This window comes from Sphingobacterium sp. PCS056, from assembly GCF_023273895.1.
Taxonomy (GTDB): domain Bacteria; phylum Bacteroidota; class Bacteroidia; order Sphingobacteriales; family Sphingobacteriaceae; genus Sphingobacterium.
The window spans coordinates 2,709,718-2,732,791 of the sequence record NZ_CP096883.1 but is presented as its reverse complement, the minus strand read 5'-3'; the positions used below and the strand labels follow the sequence as shown (position 1 = coordinate 2,732,791).

Genomic DNA, 23,074 nt, shown 5'->3' with positions numbered 1-23,074 from the left:
AAAAAAAGAATAATGTTAATATACAAATCTACTTAGATAATTTTCTGTTGTTGTACCTCATGAAAATTATTGAACTTTATATCATCTCATTCCTAGTCTATTTGGTGTAAGAATATAATATATTTAAAAAATTGTAACAAATTATGAACAAGTCATCTTCTCTATGGTCCAATTTTGACAATCAATTGATATACCATGATGTCACTATATTTAAGATAGCTATTCAATAAGAAATGTTCAAAAAATAGTTTAATAGCAAACCGAATTAAAAAATTAGAAAAATCGATAAAATTAGAGCAAATTATAAGTGTTTATCATTACTAAATAAGTATAATCTATTACTCATTTCAAATAATGAGTAATAGTTTAGGCTCCATAACATATCATCTTAATATGAAAAGACAACTAATATATCTATTCACCAGTTGCTGTTTATTTACAGCAGGTATAAAATCTGCTTCAGCTCAGTTAATGAAAGAGAAGGAAGAATTTTCCCGAGCAGATTCCTTGCGAGGTCATTTAACTCCTTTAAGGACCTGTTATGATATTCAATATTATCATCTGGATGTTAAAGTTGATATTGATCGTAAATTTATATCAGGAACTAATCTATTTCGTTTTAAGGCAACACAAGATTTTAAGCAATTACAATTTGACTTATTTGCCAATCTAAAAGTGAACAAGGTTATTTATCGTGGTAAAGAACTACCTTTTACACGAGAATACAATGCCGTTTTTATTGACTTTCCCGAAACCATTACCAAAGGCAAAGAAGATGAGTTTATAGTATCATACGAGGGTCATCCAACAGAAGCAGCACGCGCTCCTTGGGATGGTGGTTTTGATTGGAAAAAAGATAGCAATGGAAAACCTTGGATTGCTACGGCATGTCAAGGAATGGGTGCTAGTGTTTGGTGGCCAAATAAAGATCATCAATATGATGAAGTGGACAGTATGTTAATCTCCATAGCGGTTCCAAATGGGCTTATGAATGTTTCCAATGGAAAATTAATCCAAATAGAAAAAATGAAGGACGGCTTTACTAAGTATCATTGGAAGGTTGTCAATCCAATCAACAATTACAATGTCGCTCTGAATATTGGAGACTACATTCATTTCAAAGAAAAATATAAGGGTGAAAAAGGTCCTCTTGATATTGATTATTATATCTTGAGAGAAAATAATCAACCACAGAAAAAACAACATTTACAAACAAATGCAAAGCAAACATTAGAAGCATTTGAACATTGGTTTGGCCCATATCCATTTTATGAGGATGGATACAAATTAGTCGAAACTTCACATACTGGTATGGAACACCAAAGCGCAGTCGCCTATGGCAATCAATACCAAAACGGCTATCGTGGACGAGATGCCTCTGGAACTGGCTGGGGCAAAAAATGGGATTTCATTGTAGTCCATGAATCTGGACATGAATGGTTTGGCAATAACATAACCTCCAAAGATCTTGCCGACATGTGGATTCATGAGAGTTTTACTAACTACTCAGAAGCTTTATTTATAGATTATTTCTATGGAAAAGAAGCGAGTCAGGCCTATGTCCATGGTAATCGCAGCGGCATACAGAATGATAAGCCCATGCAGGGCCCATTTCATGTTAATAAAGAAGGATCTGGTGATATGTATCCCAAAGGAGGAGTCATGCTCAATATGATTCGTACAATGATTGATGATGATGAAAAATGGCGGTCCATCTTGAGAGGATTAAATGCGAAGTACTTTCATCAGCAGGTTGACTATCAAGATATTGCTCAGTACATCATTGAAAAATCAGGTATAGATCTCTCCAAGTTTTTTGAACAATATGTACAACACATTTCTATTCCGATACTTGAAATAAGAAAGGATATTTCTGGTAAAATACTTGGGCGGTGGATCAGTGAAGTAAAAGACTTTCATATGCCCATCCATATCGGTACAAACGAAAATCCAAAACAGCTTGTGATGCTGGATCAACATTTCAAAGAAATAAAAATACCCAATCTAACTAAAGAAAATATCACCATAGACACTTTCAATTACTACATAGGTGTATTGATAGAATAGAGTTCTATATGTGATGTGTCAACCTCGAGATTGATGGATCTAATCATATAGAATGGGGAAGGTCTAGTCCTTAATTTAATCGAATAGACCTTCTCCATATCCTAATTAATCCCAACCGCCACCCAATGCACGATATAGTTGAACTACCGCATATAATTTTTGTCTTTGGTCATCAATATCTTTCAATTGTGCCCTTAAAAGATTTTGTTCCGCAGCCAACACATCTGTATAATTAGTTTGTTGATGGTTTATAAACAGTTCCTTATTAAATTCAAGTGCTTGGGATAAGGCATCCAACTGTTTTCTCCTCGATTTTTCTTTTTGTAAAGCAGTATCATATTCAAAAAGAGCATTAGACACTTCTTGACTGGCAATCAATAGGGATTTTTCAAATTGATATAAAGCTTGTTGCTGTCTAGATTGAGCGGTAGATAAACGTGCTTGATTAGCACCTTTATTAAAGATTGACTGTGTCAAACCACCAGCGATGGAACCGAAAAGACTTTTACTTGAAAACCATTGGTTCCAACCAAGATTTGAAAAACCTCCAGAAGCAGTTATTTTTAAAACGGGGTAGAAGTAGGTACGGGCTACGTTCGTTTCCTCAAATGCTGTTCTGAAATTTAATTCTGCCATTTGTACATCTGGACGATGCGCTAAGAGTTGTGCAGGAATACCTGGTTTTAGATCATATTCAACCTGCTGTTCCTTTAATGATTGACGTATGATTGTACCTGGATTTCGAGCCACTAAAAAACTAAGACGATGTTCTTTTTCTTTTATTTTTTGCTCAATATCTGGAATATCCAATTTAGCTTCATAAAAATTAGCTTTACTTTGTACAACTGCTACTCCATTAAGCAATGCATTTTCAAAAAGCATTTCAATGGCAGCTGCATCCTCAGCCCGATTTTCAGCTGTTTTTTTTATAATCAGCAACTGTTGATCCAACGCCAATAGTTCATAATAATTTGACGCAATATCTGCAATCAATTGCGTCTGTACAGCACGTTTTGCTGCATCAGTAGCCAATAGCTGAGATAAAGCAGCACGTTTAGCACTCCCTAGTTTACCCCAGATATCAATTTCCCAATCGGTGCTTAACCGCACATCATACTGTGTATTATTTCTGGGAAAACCAAAACTTTGAAAAGTAGGATATTGTTGAGAATTTGCAGATATATTAGTGTTCAATGAGGGCAAAAATGCTGCCTTTTGCAAACGTAAATTAACTTGCGCTTCTGTTATACGTTCAACAGCTATTTTGATATCGATATTTGCTTTTAGTCCTTCTGCTATCAATCCCTGCAAAAGGGTATCAGTAAAAATTTCAGACCATTTTAAAGTAGCCATATTCATGGTATCGATCTCTAAAGACGATTGACCTGTGGTATCCTTAGGGTTGGACATAGGGGAATGATAACGTTCATTCACTTTATTTTCTGGTGATGCATATGGGCGTGTTATCTGGCAGGAACTCCAACTAACCAGGCCGATCATAAAAAGCACCATTATTTTATAAGGCATATTTATCATCTAAATTGAATTTATTTTAAAAGTGATTGTCATTTTTTATTATATATCTTCTCAGGCACGAGCTGATTGATCGGATATTTTCACACCTGAAATCTTTTCTTGTAAACCTTGGAATACTATAAAAAGAATAGGTATTACAAAAACACCAAATACAGTCCCAATCAACATACCCCCTACTGCAGCAGTCCCAATAGACTTATTACTTAGCGCACCAGCTCCAGTTGCTAACATCAAAGGAATCAATCCGAAAATGAAAGCAAAGGAAGTCATCAAAATAGGTCTTAATCGCGACTTTGCTCCATAAATAGCGGACTGAACCAAAGTTCTACCACTCAGACGATGTAAAAGAGCAAATTCTACAATCAAAATCGCATTCTTTGCTAATAGACCAATCAGCATAATTAGACTGATTTGTAAAAAAATGTTATTATCAATTCCAAATAATTGCGCAAAAGCAAATGCCCCCGCTAGACCAATAGGTAATGACAAGAGTACTGAAAATGGAAGAATATAACTTTTATACTGTGCACTTAAAAGAAAGTATATAAAAATAAGGCAAAGGGAAAAAATTAAAACCGTTTGGCTACCGCTGGATAATTCTTCACGCGTCAATCCTGAAAATTCGTACGAATAGCCACGATCTAATGTTTGAGCGGCTGTCTCTTCTATGGCTTTAATAGCATCGCCAGAACTATAACCCACATTTGGGATTCCTGTAATGGTACTGGAGGTAAATAGGTTAAATCGTTGAATAAATTCTGGCCCATAAGTTTTTTTCAAGGTTACAAACTCAGCAATTGGCGCCATATTACCTTTTATCGTACGCACATAAATTTTATTGATATCTTCCTCCTTTGCTCTATAATCAGCTCCAGCCTGCATCATCACACGATACTGCTTTCCAAAGCGATTAAGATCTGAGGCATAAATACCACCAAAGTATCCTTGCAAAGTGGTCAACACGGTATTGACGCTCACACCAGCAGTTTTACACTGCGCTACATTGATATTAATTTCCAATTCAGGGAAACCAACATTAAATGAACTCGTCGCATAATTAATCTCTGGACGTTTGCTCAGGGCAGTAATAAATTGATCAATATTTTCGTTAAATTGCAAATAACTTCCTCCTGTTTTATCTTGCAACTGCACTTCAAAACCATTGCTATTTCCAAATCCCTGTAAAGTCGGTGCCGCAAAGAAAATAACACTTGCACCTTTGATATGAGCTGTCTTTTCAAATAATTTTTGAACAATCGCTGCTGCACTTTGATCTTTTCCTTTACGTTCTTTCCAAGGCTTTAAACGGATGAACAAGGCACCATAAGATCCACCGGTACCGTGCAGTAAATCCATTCCAGACAATGTCGAGGATAATTCAATTTCTGGTATGCTACGGGCGATACTATCAACCTCGAAAGCGATCTTTTCAGTACGTTCCAAAGTTGAGGCTGGAGGTAAAACAACATTTCCAAAGATCGCACCGCCATCTTCATTAGGAACAAACCCCGTTGGCGTGGTTTTTATTAAGGTATAAAATAACAATGCAAAGGCTACAATACCAACAAAAGAAATCCATTTGCGTCGTATTAAAAAGCGCACCACTCCTACATATTTTTTAGTCACAACTTCAAAGGCGATATTAAAACCTGTAAAAAATTTAGGAATAAAACCTTTGTGGTTTTCAGCATCAGCTGTATGTGGTTTCAATAATAAAGCACATAATGCTGGACTTAGAGTCAAGGCATTAATCGCCGAAATAATAATAGCCACAGCTAGCGTTAAACCAAATTGTTTATAAAAGACACCTGCGGAACCGGTTATAAAAGTAACAGGAACAAATACAGCCGACATGATCAAGGTAATCGAAACAATAGCTCCACTAATCTCACTCATGGCATGCAGAGTTGCTTTTTTTGCAGACTTAGCCCCTTGATCAAGTTTTGCATGTACCGCCTCAACTACGACAATTGCATCATCTACCACAATACCAATAGCTAACACAAGTGCAAATAGAGTCAATAAATTAATCGTAAAGCCAAAGAGTTTTAAGAAAAAAAATGTTCCTATAATAGCTACTGGAACGGCTATGGCAGGAATAAGGGTAGAACGCAAATCTTGTAAAAAAAGAAAAACAACTAAGAAAACCAATATAAACGCCTCGATGATTGTATAAATAACTTTCTCAACCGATGCATCTAAAAACTCATTGGCATTTAAAAAAGTATGATACTCCACACCGGGAGGAAAATCTTTAGAGGCTTCTTTCAAAATATTTTCACAAGCAATAATCAATTCTCTTGCGTTTGAACCTGAAATTTGACTTATCGCTCCTCCAGACGAGAGCTTACCTTGTGTTATCAATGAAGTCGTATAATCAAGCGCACCAAATTCTACATCTGCAACTTCTTTTAACCGTAAATAATCTCCAGATACACCACTTTTCAAAATGATATTTTCAAATTGCTCTGGATCCTCAAGGCGACCCGTGAATTTCAATGCATACTGTAAAGATTGACGGCTATTCTCTCCTATTTTACCTGGTGCAGCCTCTATATTCTGTTCTTTCAAAGCAGTTATAATATCTTCTGGTATTAAACCATGAGTCGCCATGACATCTGGTTTCAACCAAATACGCATGGAATACTCTTGATCACTATAGATCTCTGCTGCACCAACCCCTTCTACGCGCTTCATCTGAGGCATAATATTTATACGTAAGTAATTATCGAGAAATTTACGGTCATACTTTCCATCTTTACTATACAATAAGAAACTAAATGCTGTACTACTCAACTGCTTACTGGTGGTAATTCCAGATTTAATAACTTCAGCAGGTAATAAACTAGTTGCCTTACTAACGCGATTTTGGACATTCACTGCCGCCATATCTGCATTAGTTCCTTGTTTAAAAAATATAGTGATAGCAGCTGTTCCGTTATTACTGGCAGTAGAGGTCATATAAGTCATATTTTCAACACCATTAATTTGTTCCTCTAAAGGTATAATGACACTTTTCATGACCACATTGGCATTTGCTCCTTGATAAGAGGCTGTTACCACTACTGTAGGAGGTGCAATTTCAGGATATTGTGAAATGGGTAGCGATAACAATCCTAAAACACCAAGCATCACAATTATAATCGATATTACCGTGGATAATACCGGATTTTCTATGAATTTTTTTAACATTTTTTTTCTATTTTATTTATTCGAAATAGGGGCCGGTTTTATCTCCATCCCATTACTTAAAGTCCCAATACCTTCTGTAATGACAATATCTCCAATATGAAGCCCACTTTTCACAACATATTCTTGTTCCGTTGAGGTTGGATACACCACTATTTCAGTGTGATTGACAATATTCTTTGGACCTACTTTATAAACAAAGTAATTTCCCTGGATTTCAAAAACAGCTTTTTTAGGAAGCAAAATTGCTTGATCAATAGTAGTAGGTATACGAAGTATCGCACTGGCGCCACTCCATAAAAGTCCTTCAGGATTAGGAAACAATGCTCTAAAATTAGCAGAACCTGTTTCCCTGCTCATCACACCACTTAAGCTTTGAATTTTCCCCTGGGGCATGTAATCATTTCCATCTGCTGTTCTCAAAGTAACAGAAGGCATATTTTTCAATTTTTCAGCCATATTTCGACCTGTATATTGATCTAAAAAGCCATTTAACTGTTTCTGACTTAATGAAAAGTGTGCATATACTTCTCTTGTATTGGCAATTGTGGTTAAGGCCATCTCAGAATTACTACTGACTAGGCTACCTTTTTTAAGAGGAAGACGACCTACAATACCCGTAATTGGACTTACAATCTGTGTAAATGCCAATTGTGATTGCGCATCGGACAAAGCAGCTTTAGCTTGGTTAAGCTCTGCTTTCTTCACGCGTTCCACATTTCTTGCTGTAGTCAATTCAAATGAATTCACTATTTTTTTGTCGACTAAAGCCTGTGTTCGCAAAACTTGAATACTAGCCGTCTCCAAAGCAGCCTCGACAGCTAGCACCGCTGATTTTCGCTGATTAACATCTTGGACAAAACGGTTGGCATCAATTTTAAATAGCTTTTGTCCTATCTTGACCAGACTACCCTCCTCGACAAACACCTCCTCGATGTAACCATCTATTTTGGATCGAATCTCAACAGTTTGTATCCCTTCTAATGTAGCTGGAAATTCAACATACAAATCCGCTTTCTGCGCATTTAACGTTAACACTGGATATGAAGAAATTTTATTTGTAGGAGACTCCTTTTTCGATTCACAAGATATTAATCCTATAAAAAGAAAGAATAATAGATATAAGTGTGTTTTTTCCATGGTAATAATTTTTGAATAAACAATATGTAAAAATTTAATAATGAGATTTTTAGACCACAACATGCTATTAATAACAAGACATAGTTATCCCGTTCCCCCGCTCAAACCTGTTTTGGGGTTGGGGATATTTTAAATATTTAGATGATGAAATCTATATGTTCATCTTTTGCGCGAGGGTTATTACCTCTTCAGCGTATTCCAGTACGGAACCACAATTATAAAGGCAAAATGAACTCCTTGAGTTATTTGTTTAGGAAGGTGTATTTTTGATGTATCAATCCACATAAAATAAATATTACAATTCTTACTTTACATTCATCAAATTTATAATTGGAAGTCTATGCTTAAAATTATCCATTTTGATAAGTGTAACAAAAGTAGTAATTTTGAATAATAAAACAACTAAATACTTGTTTTATTATTTTATGACGACAAATCGAATTTTAATGTTACTGAAAATGCGTGGGCCTCTAACGGCACTCGACATTGCCCATGAATTAAAAATAACTAAGGAAGGTGTTCGACAACAACTCGTTAAGTTTATGGAAGAAGGCTTAATAGAAGTTGAAACAGAATCGAAAGGAGTTGGAAGGCCTCAAAAGTATTTTACGATTTCAGAAATCGGAAATCGGAAATTTCCGGACACTCATGCTGAATTGACTGTTAAATTATTAACAATCATCAAAGATGCAATGGGCAAGGATGCTTTACAAACGATTATTGATGCTAACGAGGTAACAGGTAAAAAAAGATATCATGAAGAGATCGATCCTCTACCCGATCTAAACTCTAAAATCGCCCGTTTGGTTGCTATTCGTACACGTGAGGGGTATATGGCAGATTATTCTGAAGATGAAGAAGGATATCTACTGGTCGAAAATCATTGTCCCATTTGTGCAGCGGCAAAAGCTTGTCAAGGGTTTTGTAATTCAGAATTACAAATTTTCCAGTCCGTTTTAGGAGAAAGTGTTTCTATTCACCGTACCGACCACATAGTAGCTGGTGCTAGACGCTGTGCTTATCGGATTGCTCTTTCTAAAAACATGGGGAATAATGAAGCATAAAAAATGCCCAAAGAACTAGATTCTTTAGGCACTTTTAGGTTAAAAACTAGGATTGATCATATTTCAATATTATTTTAGATCAAAAAACTATAATACGAATTCTAAAATCAAATCTTTATTTATGCTGATACCAGATCAAATCGATCAGCATTCATGATTTTATTCCATGCTTTTATAAAAGCATGGACAAAAGATTTCTCATTTCCCGATTCAGCAAATACTTCTGCCACTGCTCGCAACTCAGCATGTGATCCAAACACGAGATCAGCTCGACTAGCAGTCCATTTTGGTTGCCCCGTTTTTCGACAAGTCCCTAAATATAATTCTTTTGTCTCGTCCATGGCTTTCCATTCTGTCTGCATATCTAACAGATTCACGAAAAAATCATTAGTTAATTGCCCTGGGCGCAAGGTAAAGACACCATGTTTAGAGCCATCATAATTGATGTCTAACACTCGAAGACCACCAATTAGAACGGTCATTTCGGGAACAGAAAGATTTAACAACTGAGCTTTATCAATTAAAAGCTCCTCTGTTGAAATGGCTTTATTTTTTAATTTACGATAGTTTCTGAAGCCATCTGCAAGTGGTTCTAAAAATGCAATGGATTCCATATCGGTTTGCTCCTGACTAGCGTCCGTACGTCCAGGATTAAATGGTATCTGCACATCATGACCTGCATTCTGTGCTGCTTTTTCAATAGCAGCTACGCCAGACAACACAATTAAATCTGCAATTGAAACCTGCTTTCCGTCAAATTGCGCATGATTAAACCTTTGCTGGATATCTGTTAACACGATCAAAACCTGATTCAATTGGTTTGGCCGATTGACCTCCCAATTACTCATCGGTAAAAGGCGGATGCGAGCACCGTTGGCACCACCGCGTTTATCCGAATTACGAAAAGTAGATGCCGATGCCCAAGCTACGGATACTAACTCAGAAATTGATAGACCTGTATTCAAAATTTCAGTCTTTAAAAACTGAACATCAGCGTCATCGATCTGTATATATTCTATTTTTGGAAGTGGATCTTGCCATACAAACTCCTCATGAGGTACATCTGGTCCTAAGTAACGTGACCGAGGTCCCATATCGCGATGGGTCAACTTAAACCAAGCACGAGCAAAAGCGTCAGCAAACTCGTCTGGATTATTGCGAAATCTCCGAGATATTTTTTCATATTCCGGATCAAAACGCAGTGACAAATCCGTTGTTAACATGGTTGGTTTTAATTTCTTAGTGGCATCATGAGCATGCGGAATAATTTCTCCAACATCTTTAGCGATCCACTGATGTGCTCCAGCAGGACTTTTTGTTAATTCCCATTCAAAATCAAATAAATATTCAAAAAACTGATTCGTCCATTCTGTGGGTTTACTAGTCCAAGTTACTTCTAAGCCAGAGGTAATCGTGTCTGCGCCTTTTCCAGATCCAAATGAGTTTGCCCATCCTAAACCTTGAGATGCTAGATCTGCAGCTTCAGGTTCTTTACCAACATGGTCAGCAGGACCTGCACCATGTGTTTTACCGAATGTATGACCGCCTGCGATCAAGGCAACGGTTTCTTCGTCATTCATAGCCATACGACCAAATGTATCACGAATATCTTTTGCGGCAGCAATTGGATCAGGGTTGCCATCAGGACCTTCTGGATTCACATATATTAATCCCATTTGAACAGCTGCTAAGGGATTTTCCAAATTCCGGCTGTGTATTTTTCCATCTGCATCATCATCAGACACCAATACACCATGTGACTCTGCAACACCTTCAGATCCCTGCGCATAACGGACATCACCTCCTAACCAAGTTTTTTCGGAACCCCAATACACATCTTGATCTGCTTCCCATACATCCTCTCGACCACCTGCGAAACCTAAAGTTTTGAATCCCATGGATTCTAAAGCCATATTTCCAGTTAAGATTAGTAAATCTGCCCAAGATATTTTACGTCCATACTTTTGTTTTATAGGCCATAATAAACGTCTTGCTTTATCTAAGCTCACATTATCGGGCCAACTATTTAGCGGAGCAAATCGTTGTTGCCCACGCCCAGCACCGCCCCGTCCATCACCCACTCGATAAGTTCCAGCACTATGCCAAGCCATTCGAATAAATAATGGCCCATAATGCCCAAAATCAGCTGGCCACCAATCTTGTGACTGTGTCATTAACTGTTTTAAATCATTTTTTACTGCTTCTAAATCTAAGGTTTTAAATTCTTCCGTATAATTGAAATCTGATCCCATTGGGTCTGACTTAGTAGCATGTTGACGTAGCAAATTAACTTTTAACTGATTGGGCCACCAATCTTGATTTGTTGTACCTCCACCTGCAACAGCTTTTCGCATTGTTCCATTATGAAATGGACACTTATTAATATCATTTAATTCGTTTTCCATTGATTGCTATTTTATCAGTAATTTAAATTCTTATTTTGTTTATTCTAATCTAATAAATTTAAATAAAAAAAAATTCCTAATGAAATTTTTATCAACTTAAAAAACTAGTTTTCAATAAAATAAATCAATAGACAGGATCATTATTTATAAAATATTTTCCCAAAATATAAATGGGTTACATCACATGATGTAACCCATTTATATTGTATTCCATTTATTTATTTCCTATAAATCCTAGGCACTTCTATAGCCTAAACTCCTACAATAAATGGATAAACTTTTCTTACTTTTTTATGCTTAACCAATCTATAGCTTCTTGTAGTTCACTTATTTCATAACCTTTAGCCTCTCCTGGACTGATATAGCTAAAGGCATCCGTAAATTTTTCTACTGCTGTTTGATCAGTCACGATAGCCATTTTTTTCCAAGCTGTAAAATGTTTCAAGCCCGCTATTAGATCTTGCACCCAAGCACCTGCTGTAAAATTTTGCACCTCTGTTTCCAACAGTAAAAGATAATAGATCTCGTTATAACGATCAGTTAATGATTCTAGCTCGGGTAATAAAACATTTTTTAAGTCATCTGCTGTGACCTCTCCGCTTGCACGTACACCAAATACATGGTCTGGTAGATTTTGAATAACTCTAAGCATATCTAGTATCATTTTATGTATATAAAAACAACAAACTAAGTCTAGCTTTGTTTTGGAGGAATATACCCAAACCTATAAGCTTTTTATAATTGTAATATAATGACTAGACATCAACTTACATTAAAGCAATTTTTAACTTTTTTACATAGAAGGTGAAGCACCTTCGAACGGGGTAGATTCATAGAACTTTTTTGTGTTCAGATCTTGCAAGCGTTCGATATGGTTATGCTGATCATAAAATATTTTAAAAGTTCGCAAAATCTTGTTCTTCCTATCCGTGAGATAAAGCATATTCTGGTCAATTTTTGCATCATACTGAACTAATTTGACAAACATAGATAGCACGTCGTTCTGTACATTATAATTCTCTTGTTCGCTCTTTTTCAATTTAACTTCAACATCTCTAAAGGAAACTCTGCTGTCTACCTGGTCACCGTTTAATTCGATAATTTCCCTAAAAATAACATTTGGAGCTAAGGTCGTATCCGCATTTATTTGCCAAGCAAAAGCTAGAGCAAAAAGCGGTACATTTTCACTCGTTTTATATTCCTTAGGAATGACAATTTCTGGCGGGGCTATAATATATCTGGTCTTTTAATTCTAGTTTTCTTTGTAGACTTTGTTTGTGCTATACTTTGACTAGCAACGACAACAAAAAGTAATAGAAAGTATTTTAAAATTTTCATTATTTAACGATTAGGTTATACTATTTTAATTTAGAATTATTGATTACATGAAACTAGCAAATCATCTTCTACGACAATACCCATTTTTTTTGCTTTAAGAAGATCTGCGCAACATGTTGGATCATTTAAAAACTGTTTAATCTGTCCCCTAACATAATATGAAAAACCATCGCTTTTGTCTAGATCTATTGCCTTATTACAATCTGCTAAAGCAGATTTAAGATTTAGATCTGCTTTTTCAGAACGTATTTTTGAATTAATTGTCCAATTCATCCTGAAAGGTTGGTTAGGCTGTTTAGTACGGATAATAATAGCTGACTGGGTTGGTTTTTCGGATAGGCTTACCTTGGCTATGGCCCTATTTATGTAAGCTAGAGCATACTTTCCATTGATTTGGATACTTTGGTTGAAGTCAACCAAAGCTTGATTATATTGCCCTAGCAACAAATAGATATGGCCTCTTCTATTAAAATATAATTCTTTTGCAAATCCATTGAGATTTGGAATCAATGCAATGGCATCATTCATTCGTACTAAAGCGGTATCCAATTTTCCAGTATTCACTTTACTTTCCGCGTCGTGATAATAAATATCCGCTAAAGAAGCATCGTAATAGGATTGAAGTTCTTGTTGGCTTGCATTGATAAAGCGAGGATTATTTTTAAATTCAAGCATCAAGCTCGCCTTATTAATTAAAGCAATATCATAATTTAAAGTAGCGTTAGTAAAATCTTTCAGAGCCAAGTGTGCATTACCTTTAAAAGATAAAATCATGGCGTTATCAGGAAATTGCCGTAATCCTGCATCGTAAATTTTTAATGCTTTTTCATATTGTTGTAAGTTATAAAAAGCCACCCCGCGCTGATAGTAATAACTGGCTTTGCTGGAATCACAAAAGGTCGACATTGATTCCTCCATGTTTTTGTATAATTCAGCATCCTCTAACTTTTGCTCCAGAGCTAATGCTTTTGCTGTTGTATAGTCTTGACAGGATGCATCCAAATCTTCTAGCGCATAATATATTTCGGCTCTATTTAAATAAGTGATAACATCATTGGGATTAAGTTGGATCGATGTATTAAGATCTGTCAAAGCATTTTCAAATTGTTTCAAATGGTTATAAACAGTACCCCGAAAATTATATAATTGAGGATCAGGAGCAACTAAGGAGATTGCTTGATTGATATCTTCCAATGCAGCAGAGAGGTCGTTATTTTCAAATTTCAATCTACCTCTAAAAAAATAAGCCTTATAATGCTTAGAATCGAGTTCGATCGCTTTATTAAAATCCAACAAAGCTTTAGATTTTTCTTGATGATTTAAATGATAATTTCCTCTTTCCACATAGTTACTCGCGCGATCAGGAGCAATTGATATTGATTTATCATAATCTACTAAAGCACCAATCTTATCACCGATCATATCCTTTATTCTTCCTCGATTTGATAAAATCATATCATCGTTTGAATCATTAGCCACAGCTTTATCTAAATAGTTTAATGCTTGATTAAAATCATTTTTAAAAGCGTAAATCAGACCTAGATTGAGATAACAACGTGCACATGCTGGATTGACCATAAGTGCTTGACGGTAATAATGCTCACCACGCTCTAAGTTGTTTAATTGCAAATATTGATACCCCGTTAATCGAAGTAAAGTTTCGTCTTTAGGTTGCTTTTTAACTTCTATCTCTAAATATGGAATAATCTTCTCTGGTTGGCCGATTTGATTTAAAGAATCTACTGTTTTTTCATAAATACTTTTGATCTGACCAAAAACCGGAGCACAAAACAAAACGGACAATAATAAAATGGCCAACTTAATTCTCATAATAAAATATTTATAATTCAATATATCTATAATTTAACGGTTAACTTCTGATTTACCATAAGTACTCTATTAACAAAAAATACGCTTAAATGTTAACATACATTTTTATGTGAGAACTACGTCTTTATTTTATAGTAACATTCCAACGGATCTATTACATGTCTTTGATCCATTATCAATTTAAACTGGCTCTATAATAATTGATTTTTTTAAAGTGAACACCATCGATATCTTTTGATTGAAAAGTTTTTACTATAAACGTATCGTTGTCCAACCAACGGATTCCTTCAATCATAAAATTTTTACTCTCGAAACTTTGATGCTCTTCAAGAATATGTGTCTTATTTCTATTCATCTGCAATAACCCAATAAAACAACTATTGCCATCATATAGCCAATTATAATAATAAACTAAATAGTTGCCCCGTGGAGATATGATAGGGGTTTCAACTGCCCCATCCCCTATGGAAACAATCGTATACGAATTTCCTGTTATACTATCGATTAATGCAAGTGAACCAAAACTTAATTCATCAGACATGATATTCTCTGTGATCGCATACATATTAAGCTGAGGATAGTATCCAAGGAATTCATATCCATTAAAATCTTTTTTATCCGGTAGTGTTTTCTTAAATTTTATTTGACCGGTATTTGTCTGTAAATAAAAATTTGTTTTGCTCTGCTTAATCTTAGGTATTACGAATTGATTTAGTGATTTGCATTGTTCATATTCCACAACATTGGATTTTACAAAATTTATTCTTGGTAATTTCTGGTAATCTTCAACATACCCAATATCATTATTATTAATCAACTGCCCTTTCAGTTTACTTACGATCAATACCAGCATGGCAAAAATTAAAACCAGATATTTGGGAGAGTATATAAGCATTGACTTAAAAAATTAAATTTAGTATCTGTTTATTATCCAAATATTAATATGGAAACAAAGAAAGATTGAACCATTAAAATTTAACAACTTATTTATTTATAATTAGGCAATTTAACACGCTCTTTTAGATCCTTTTTGGCATTACCTCCAAAAATTTTTGAAATTTTTTTCACCAACCTGCTTGATGCTATTCCAAGGGCAGCATTAAAAAGTGTGATGCCCAACTTTGTCTTAGGATGTGCTACCCATGGCACTCCTGGAGGTAAGTTTTGAATATCTTCAACAAAAGGTCTCATCAACTTTTCGTAAGCTTCAAAAGCATCTTGATGATTTTTATGTCGTCCTAATTCACCTGCCAATATATATGCGCCCACAATGGATAGACTTGCTCCCATTCCTGACATTGGAGTGGGGCAATAGGCCGCATCACCAACCATTGCGCACCTTCCATTAGACCATCGAGGAGCCTTTACCTGACTTATACGATCAAAATACACATCTTTACTTTGATCTAATGCTTTTAGAATACGTGGAGCTTGCCATCCGGCATCTGCAAATTTATCCTTCAAAATTTCTCTCTGTTTTACTAAATCTAATTTTTCATAGCCGTTATCTGGTGAAAGAAAAGAAAAGGAAGCTCGGGTTGTACCCACATTATCAGGTCTTGTGTTTAATACTCTCGAGCCAGGTGCATTATACCAATATGCCCATTCATCATCAGACTCGATCCGAGGAATGGTGAGATATGAACAATAAACGCCAATGTACTTGATTTGTGGCTCATCTCCGAACATCAACTTACGTGTCGTGGAACGGATTCCATCTGCCGCGATCACGAGGTCAAAAATGCGCGGCGCATTATTTTTAAAGGTAACTAAAACCTGATTTCCCTGATCTTCTAACACCGTAATCTGGTCATCAAAAATATAACCTACATTTTCCTGGGTTGCATGATAGAGGATTTGAGCAAGATCCCCTCGGAGGATTTCTAATTCAGCCGTTCCAAAATCTGAATTTGCTTTTGGAAACTCAGCTTTAATACGATGAGCGGCATCGACAAAACGAATTCCTAACTCACCAGTATTAGCGGCTAGGATTTTATCTTCCAACCCCATGAGTTGTACGACTTTCTGTGCTTCATCTCTAACATCTATATTTTGTCCACCTAATCTCAATTCTGGAGCGCGCTCTACTACAGTCACTTCAAAACCAAATCGAGACAACCAAAAAGCAAGAGTTGGACCAGCAATACTGGCTCCAGATACTAGTACTGTTCTTTTTTCCATGAATATTTTTAAATAAAAATAAAGCAATATGTATATTAATACATAACATAATACAATTAGTTTTTAACATACGTATTACTTATAATCGGTTAAATTGAGCTTTATGTAAGTCACGCCCAGACTATATATCAACGTAAAATCAATCACAACATATGTTACACACTCATAACTAATGCTTTGAACAAAAGATATTATTAGAAATATAATAACTAAATAGCTAATGCAAATTATTTGTCAGTTGATACTAAGTAAAAATTGTAGGATAATCAGATCTTTTTTTTCATATAACCACACTTGATCTATTTGGACTAGCTAGCAAGCATAATTATCAATGACCATTTTAACAACCGCTAGTTTAACTATACAGTGGAAAGGTTAGGATTTAATTATTGTACATTTCTTGCCAAAAAGAATTTCCATGCGAGCTCCTTGCTACTTTTTAAAAAGTACATCTGCAAAAGAATGCAACGATAAAATCCCCTAAAAGGAGATAAATTTCACTCACTAAAACCTGCTGATATTCATTGAGTTTTAGTGAATGAAATATTAAATACTTAAGATATTATTATAATTTTTCCAATGTAAAGTCATCGCCATAAACAGTTCCAGAACCTGCCTTATAAAAATATAGGGTTGCTGTAGTTTGTGTCGCTCCTGTTGTAAATGTAACTGAGTTATTGATATATGAGGTCGTATTAAAAGCGACATTAACAGCCGTGCCGCCATAGCCTTTAACTCCTAACAACACCTGTTGGCCAGCTGCAGACACTTTACCATAACCAGAAAAGCGATATGTTGTATTGGGTTGTAAACCTGTTAAATATTGTTCTATAGCATTGGCCCCACCTGATAATTGAATGCATTTTAAACCGGTACGCACATTGGTGTTGATAATAGATGCATTTCCACCCCAAGAAGTCCAAGGGGAAAGTGTGCCTGTTTCAAAACCACCATTGTAAAATATAGGCAGATTATAAACACGAACATAATCCACTTGCATATTAAAAGGTAAATCTGCATTTGTAATGGCTCCTGGCCAACCAGCACCTCCAGCTTGATTTAAAATTATATAAAATGGAACATCAAATGGCCATTGTTGCCAAGTAGCTCCACTGGCTTTGTTATAAGTATATTGCAAAGTATTGTTGACATAAAATTTGAGTGCAACCGGGCTCCACTCTAGACTATAAATATTATAGTCTGCTGCATTATAACTCGTAGAATGTGTAGCACTTGTGCCCCCCCCAGAACCTGTAACTGTAGCATTGTGTACGGACTGGTGTACGACCATCTCATTATTAACATGTTCCATAATATCAATTTCGCCACAACCTGGCCATCCAGCGTAAGCTGTTGCAGGCTCTGGCATCATCCAAATTGCTGGCCATGAACCCCTACCCTGCGTAAATTTTGCCCTTACCTCAACCTTACCAAAAGTCATACTGAATTTATTCTGAGATTTTACTCCCCCACTATGATAAGGGACTGGATCTGTTGGAATCACAGCATTATCCATACGCAATAATAAGTTATTACCATCTTGCGAAACATAATCAGAAGTGTGCGTCATATATTTGTTCCAGGCAACGGTACCACGTTCTGCATAACTCCATTTACTATCGTCAAATCCACCGACTGTATTAAATTCATCTGACCAAATTAACTCGTAATCGGATAGGCTTTGTAAAGAAGAAGTAATCGTCACAGGATTTGTTTTTGATACACTTACCATTTGATTACTTGATTGATCTACTTGTTCTTTGTTGCAAGATACTATTGTACTGCAAAGAAATAGCAAGGAACTTGCTGTCATAAAATTTAGGATTCTCTTGTTCATAATGATTATTAAAAAATTTAAAATGTGTTCACTATAAATTGTAACTAGAAAATCCTCCTTATCACATTTCTTTTTCAGTCTATTCTAATCTTAGCTGCTTTAGTTACAAATGATTAATTTATTAATTATGTAGTACATAATATTTCTAAGATACAATAATTTTTATAATAACTATTTTTTTTATAAAAAAATTTACACCCAAATTCACTCTGTAACATCTATTTATTAGCCGACTATGGAGAGATCCAATAAATATGTATATATTTTATTTATCCCATAGCCGACAATTTCACTCCATTAATGATACATTTCAATACTTAATATCTACTAATATCTTTATGACATGAAAAATGGTCAGCTGGAATTATATATCTATTATCTAGAAAAATAATCTAACAAAAATAATAGTGGCAGCAATGATGGAAAGACCGGTTGTATACATATAAAATCAATGGTATACAAATACTTAATTAGATCAGATTAAGTATTACATGTAATCAATTTATACCGATATTAACGTAACACATTTTCGATATTTAGTAGTAATAATTGCTCAATCACCTCTATTTCAACTTCAGAAATATTTATCAGATAAAAAAGGTTATCATAGCAAATCCATAAGCCTACCGAAATTATTGAATAACTTCAAACCTGATCAAAAGTCCAAAATAGAATTTATAATTAAAATTAGGTATTTTAGTGTTGGCGAGTGATACGTCCGCTGTAGATAACATAATCTGTATCTTATTTGATTCAACCTTGAGTATTTGTGCATGATAACCTACCATTGTGATTTTAAGACTTTGGCCCATAAATCCAGCTATTTCAAATGTCCCAACTGTGTCTGTTTGAGTCGTCTTACCTGTAGAGAGGTTGGTGACAGTAGCGCAGACAATTACTGTTCCATTAGTAGATTTGAGAACTCCTTTAATAGGTCACTGATTTATATTATTCGATTCCAAATCATTTTTAAATGATATAAATGTGGGTTTAGCCTGAACCCAACTATGTAGGGAAAGCCCGATCATAATAGGCAGTAAAACATACTTTTTTTTATGTTTTTTGGTTTCGTTTTCTTTGGCAACAAAGAAAAGGTTTACAATATTGGTTAATTTTTAAGTATACATTATCAAATGTATTACTTGAATATGCTAGCTTTATTTAGTATTATCCCAATTCAACATTGCAATTTTCCTCGTTTTATATTTGCAAAACAGCATTAATACCTTGTAAGTACCCCATTTTTCCTACAGCTGGAATTGGACTTTTCTAATTTACGTTACTAATTTATTTATTTGTTGTTTTTGTCTAATATTTTCTGATAATTCCGCTGGTGTAAGATTGCCAAGTCCTTCGTGAGGCCTGTTGTTATTATATTCATCCATCCATATTTGGGTATGTTCTCGGACTTCTGCCAGGTTGAAAAATAAATAAGCATCCAAAATTTCTTTTCGATAACTTCGATTAAAACGTTCGATATAACCGTTTTGCATAGGTTTTCCGGGCTGAATAAATTGAATCGCGATGCCTTGACTTTTACACCAGAGATCAAAATGATGACTGGTGAATTCGGGGCCATTATCTACACGCAGACAGAACGGCTTACCTCGCCAGTCTATGATTTGTTCCAGTGCCCGGGTGACCCGTACAGAAGAAATAGAGGTAGCTACTTCGATACACAATATTTCACGGGAACAGTCATCCATTACATTAAAGGTTCTAAATCTGTTTCCGCTTGCCAAGCTATCGCTCATAAAGTCCATGCTCCATTTTTGATTTATGCTGACCTGTTGTTCCAAAGGTTGTTTCTGCCGAACAGGAAGCCGACGTTTGACACGTCTCTTCTTATTCATATTGAGCAGCTTATATACCCTGTATACTTTCTTATGATTCCAGGGCTTACCTTCTCTGCGCAAGTAGGCATATAGTTTTCGAAATCCATATACAGGATGTTTGGAGGACAGATCATCTAATGCTGCCATCACGGCACTGTCGTCTTTCTTGCTAACATAGTAATATTGTGAACGGCACATACCTGTCAATTTACAGGCTCCGGCGACACTCAAACCGTGATCTAGGACAATTTCCTGAGTTAACTGTTTTTGTTGCCGGAGCCCCAACCTTTTTTTGTGATGACTTCTTTTAGGATATCATGGTTCATACTCAGCTCGGCAAACATCTTTTTCAGGCGTGCATTTTCTTCTTCAAGTTCCTTCAGGCGCTTGACATCAGATGCTTCCATGCCACCGTAACGACTTTTCCAGTTATAAAAGGTGGCTTTGCTAATCTCAAGCTCCCGGCAGATATCATCCGTCTTTCTACCTTCTTCTCCTTCTTTGAGAGCTCTTACAATCTGGGTTTCTGTAAAACGTGTCTTTTTCATCTTATTACTTAAATCTAAACATTTATGTCCAGTTTTAAGCTGTTTGATTTTTTGGGACACTTACAACCTGAAAAGAATATTTGATAAATACTCAAACCATTGATAAATTACATGTAGATAACTAAAAGATTTTCAGTGTTATTTAATGTACGTAAGATTTAAAGAAAGATAAGTTTGTAGATGTTAAAACTAGATAGTAGATTGATTTTTTTTCATTAAGTAAGAGACAGCGCAAAGAATATTTTTTCAAGAATAATCGTTTTATGTATGATTTGTTTATCTTAGTCAAGCCCAATCAAAAACCCATAACGATGTACGACATTCAAGAAATCACTGAAGAACAAAAACATAAAATTGCCATTATGCGCAATGAAGATGTGTTTAAACAGTTTTTCATGCAAAATTTTGAAGTTCTAAAAGGCTATGCATCATCTATTATAAAAGACGGATATCATGCTGAAGATGTAGCATGTGAAGTTCTTTGGGAAATTTGGAATATGGGTCCAAAACTTGTTCAGATCAAATCACTATCTGCCTATACATACAGAGCGACGAAGAATAAATGTCTCAATCTATTGCGAAACAAAATCATTCAATACCAACCTGCAGAAGTGTATTGTGACACTCTAGTGGACGACTTATCACCAGAAGCTCTACTCATATCGAAAGAAAAAACTCGAGAGATAGAACGAGCTATAGATCAACTTTCGCCTAAAACCAAAGAAGCTTTTCTATTGGTAAAAGATTGCCAAATGACTTATAAACAAGCTGCAGAAACGATGGGCATTGCGGTAAAAACAGTAGATCGACATATCCAGATCGCGATTGAAAAATTGTATTATCTATTAAAATCAAAAAAATAAGATTTCATATTGGGGATATTGATCTTTTCATGTGTCTTCATGATAAACCCTAAAAATATGTCATCAACAGATCAGCAATATCTACAATTGATTCATAAAGTTTTGGACCAAACTATCACGGGTCCACAACTAGATGATCTATATCGTCTGATGGCTGAAGATGAAAGCAGAATCGATCTATACCTTTTCCTTACGAACAGTAAACCTACTTCTACCGAAAAAATAATATCGATCGAGACGCAATATGAAAAATCTAAGCAGAAATTTAAATTAACTGCTATTCAAGAAGAACAAATCATACCGCAACAACAAAAAATATACAGTAAAATAAGAAAATATAGTATTCCTCTAGCGGCAATACTAATACTTTTTATGATCGCAATAGTTGTAAACTACATCTATAAACCTATGACCAATGACAACATCATACTTATATCTGCCAAAGGGGAACGTAAATTCTACCGTTTGAAAGACGGTACGGAGATTTGGCTCAATAGTGAGAGCAAATTGGAGTACAACAAGTCATATGGACATAGTAACCGTGATGTGAAACTCTCTGGTGAAGCTTACTTTAATGTTGCAAAAAACAAAAAGCTACCTTTTCATGTCGATTCTTATGGCAACCGAATCGAGGTATTAGGGACTCAATTTAATGTCAGAGCATATCCCGAAGAAAAGAGAATGGAAACAGCATTGATTGAAGGGAAGGTCAACTTGCAGATAAAGGACAATGGTAAATTTCGCCACTATATCATGCAGCCTGGAGACAAGATTGAAGTGACCAATATGATGACCAATGCCATGCGGATCAACACAAATCGTCAGAGTGCCTCAACTGAAAATACGAAAGTAATTATTGATATAAAAAAAGCTAACTCTGAAGACGGTGAGCAACTGGATATGCTTTGGACTAAAAATAAGCTTGTTTTTCAAAATGATCCACTAGCGCTTATGACAAAAAAAATGGAACGTTGGTATAATAAAACGATTCTAATCGAAAATGAAAAACTTATGAATGAATCTTTCAGCGGTGTATTTGAGGAAAAAACATGTAAAGATTTACTTGACCTATTGATTAAAACAGGTGTTAATTTACATTATACAGAAAAACAAGACAGTATATTAATTTATTAAAACTTAAAATTATGAATCAGAACTTTACAAAAAAGGGTATATCGTAATGATACACCCTTAAAGATGAATGAACAAGCACAAAGCCCTAGGAAAGTAATGTGCTTAAT

Annotated in this window: 15 protein-coding genes; 4 read left to right on the top strand and 11 right to left on the bottom strand. The window is 35.3% G+C overall.

Going from position 1 to position 23,074, the window contains the following annotated elements:
• Positions 1 to 393: 393 nt before the first annotated feature.
• The gene (locus tag MUB18_RS11370; RefSeq protein ID WP_045752916.1) at positions 394 to 2,067 is read left to right on the top strand and encodes a M1 family metallopeptidase; all 1,674 of its coding nucleotides are present in this window, start codon (positions 394 to 396) and stop codon (positions 2,065 to 2,067) included.
• 105 nt (positions 2,068 to 2,172) lie between these two features.
• Here MUB18_RS11370 and MUB18_RS11365 read toward each other — a convergent pair whose 3' ends face one another.
• Genes MUB18_RS11365 through MUB18_RS11355 form a run of 3 tightly spaced genes read right to left on the bottom strand, consistent with a single transcriptional unit; the run spans position 2,173 to position 7,932 of the window.
• Positions 2,173 to 3,594, bottom strand: a complete 1,422-nt coding sequence (locus tag MUB18_RS11365) for a TolC family protein (protein WP_248753148.1) — start codon at positions 3,592 to 3,594, stop codon at positions 2,173 to 2,175.
• Positions 3,595 to 3,654: 60 nt separating this feature from the next.
• Entirely contained in the window at positions 3,655 to 6,795 is a 3,141-nt protein-coding gene (locus MUB18_RS11360; protein ID WP_248753147.1) for an efflux RND transporter permease subunit, read from the bottom strand.
• Positions 6,796 to 6,807: 12 nt separating this feature from the next.
• Entirely contained in the window at positions 6,808 to 7,932 is a 1,125-nt protein-coding gene (locus MUB18_RS11355) for an efflux RND transporter periplasmic adaptor subunit (RefSeq protein ID WP_248753146.1), read from the bottom strand.
• Between the two features lie 458 nt (positions 7,933 to 8,390).
• Between MUB18_RS11355 and MUB18_RS11350 the strand changes: the two genes are divergently transcribed.
• A complete protein-coding gene (locus MUB18_RS11350) occupies positions 8,391 to 8,996 on the top strand; it encodes a helix-turn-helix transcriptional regulator (RefSeq protein WP_248753145.1) in 606 nt (201 codons plus the stop codon).
• A 119-nt stretch (positions 8,997 to 9,115) separates the two neighbouring features.
• On the opposite strand, the gene katG is transcribed toward MUB18_RS11350, so the two are convergent.
• The 8 genes from katG to MUB18_RS11310 all read right to left on the bottom strand — a co-directional run bounded on the left by katG (position 9,116) and on the right by MUB18_RS11310 (position 20,970).
• Entirely contained in the window at positions 9,116 to 11,401 is a 2,286-nt protein-coding gene (gene katG, locus MUB18_RS11345; protein WP_094772441.1) for a catalase/peroxidase HPI, read from the bottom strand.
• Between the two features lie 283 nt (positions 11,402 to 11,684).
• The gene (locus MUB18_RS11340; RefSeq protein ID WP_248753144.1) at positions 11,685 to 12,053 is read right to left on the bottom strand and encodes an STAS/SEC14 domain-containing protein; all 369 of its coding nucleotides are present in this window, start codon (positions 12,051 to 12,053) and stop codon (positions 11,685 to 11,687) included.
• A gap of 141 nt (positions 12,054 to 12,194) precedes the next feature.
• Entirely contained in the window at positions 12,195 to 12,440 is a 246-nt protein-coding gene (locus tag MUB18_RS11335) for a hypothetical protein (protein WP_248753143.1), read from the bottom strand.
• Between the two features lie 335 nt (positions 12,441 to 12,775).
• Positions 12,776 to 14,569, bottom strand: a complete 1,794-nt coding sequence (locus tag MUB18_RS11330) for a tetratricopeptide repeat protein (RefSeq protein WP_248753142.1) — start codon at positions 14,567 to 14,569, stop codon at positions 12,776 to 12,778.
• Positions 14,570 to 14,744: 175 nt separating this feature from the next.
• A complete protein-coding gene (locus MUB18_RS11325) occupies positions 14,745 to 15,464 on the bottom strand; it encodes a hypothetical protein (RefSeq protein WP_094772439.1) in 720 nt (239 codons plus the stop codon).
• A gap of 92 nt (positions 15,465 to 15,556) precedes the next feature.
• A complete protein-coding gene (locus tag MUB18_RS11320) occupies positions 15,557 to 16,750 on the bottom strand; it encodes an FAD-dependent monooxygenase (protein WP_248753141.1) in 1,194 nt (397 codons plus the stop codon).
• A gap of 565 nt (positions 16,751 to 17,315) precedes the next feature.
• Entirely contained in the window at positions 17,316 to 18,587 is a 1,272-nt protein-coding gene (locus MUB18_RS11315) for a family 16 glycosylhydrolase (RefSeq protein ID WP_248753140.1), read from the bottom strand.
• Between the two features lie 1,274 nt (positions 18,588 to 19,861).
• A protein-coding gene (locus MUB18_RS11310; RefSeq protein WP_411028101.1) for an IS3 family transposase occupies positions 19,862 to 20,970 on the bottom strand; the annotation gives its coding sequence in 2 pieces (ribosomal slippage) (positions 19,862 to 20,718 and positions 20,718 to 20,970; 1,110 coding nt in all).
• Positions 20,971 to 21,233: 263 nt separating this feature from the next.
• Here MUB18_RS11310 and MUB18_RS11305 point away from each other — a divergent pair.
• Positions 21,234 to 21,833 (top strand): sigma-70 family RNA polymerase sigma factor, encoded by a 600-nt coding sequence (locus MUB18_RS11305; protein ID WP_248753138.1) that lies wholly within the window; start codon positions 21,234 to 21,236, stop codon positions 21,831 to 21,833.
• Positions 21,834 to 21,890: 57 nt separating this feature from the next.
• Positions 21,891 to 22,967: a FecR family protein gene (locus MUB18_RS11300; protein ID WP_248753137.1), complete on the top strand. Its 1,077-nt coding sequence runs from the start codon at positions 21,891 to 21,893 to the stop codon at positions 22,965 to 22,967.
• Positions 22,968 to 23,074 lie beyond the last annotated feature (107 nt).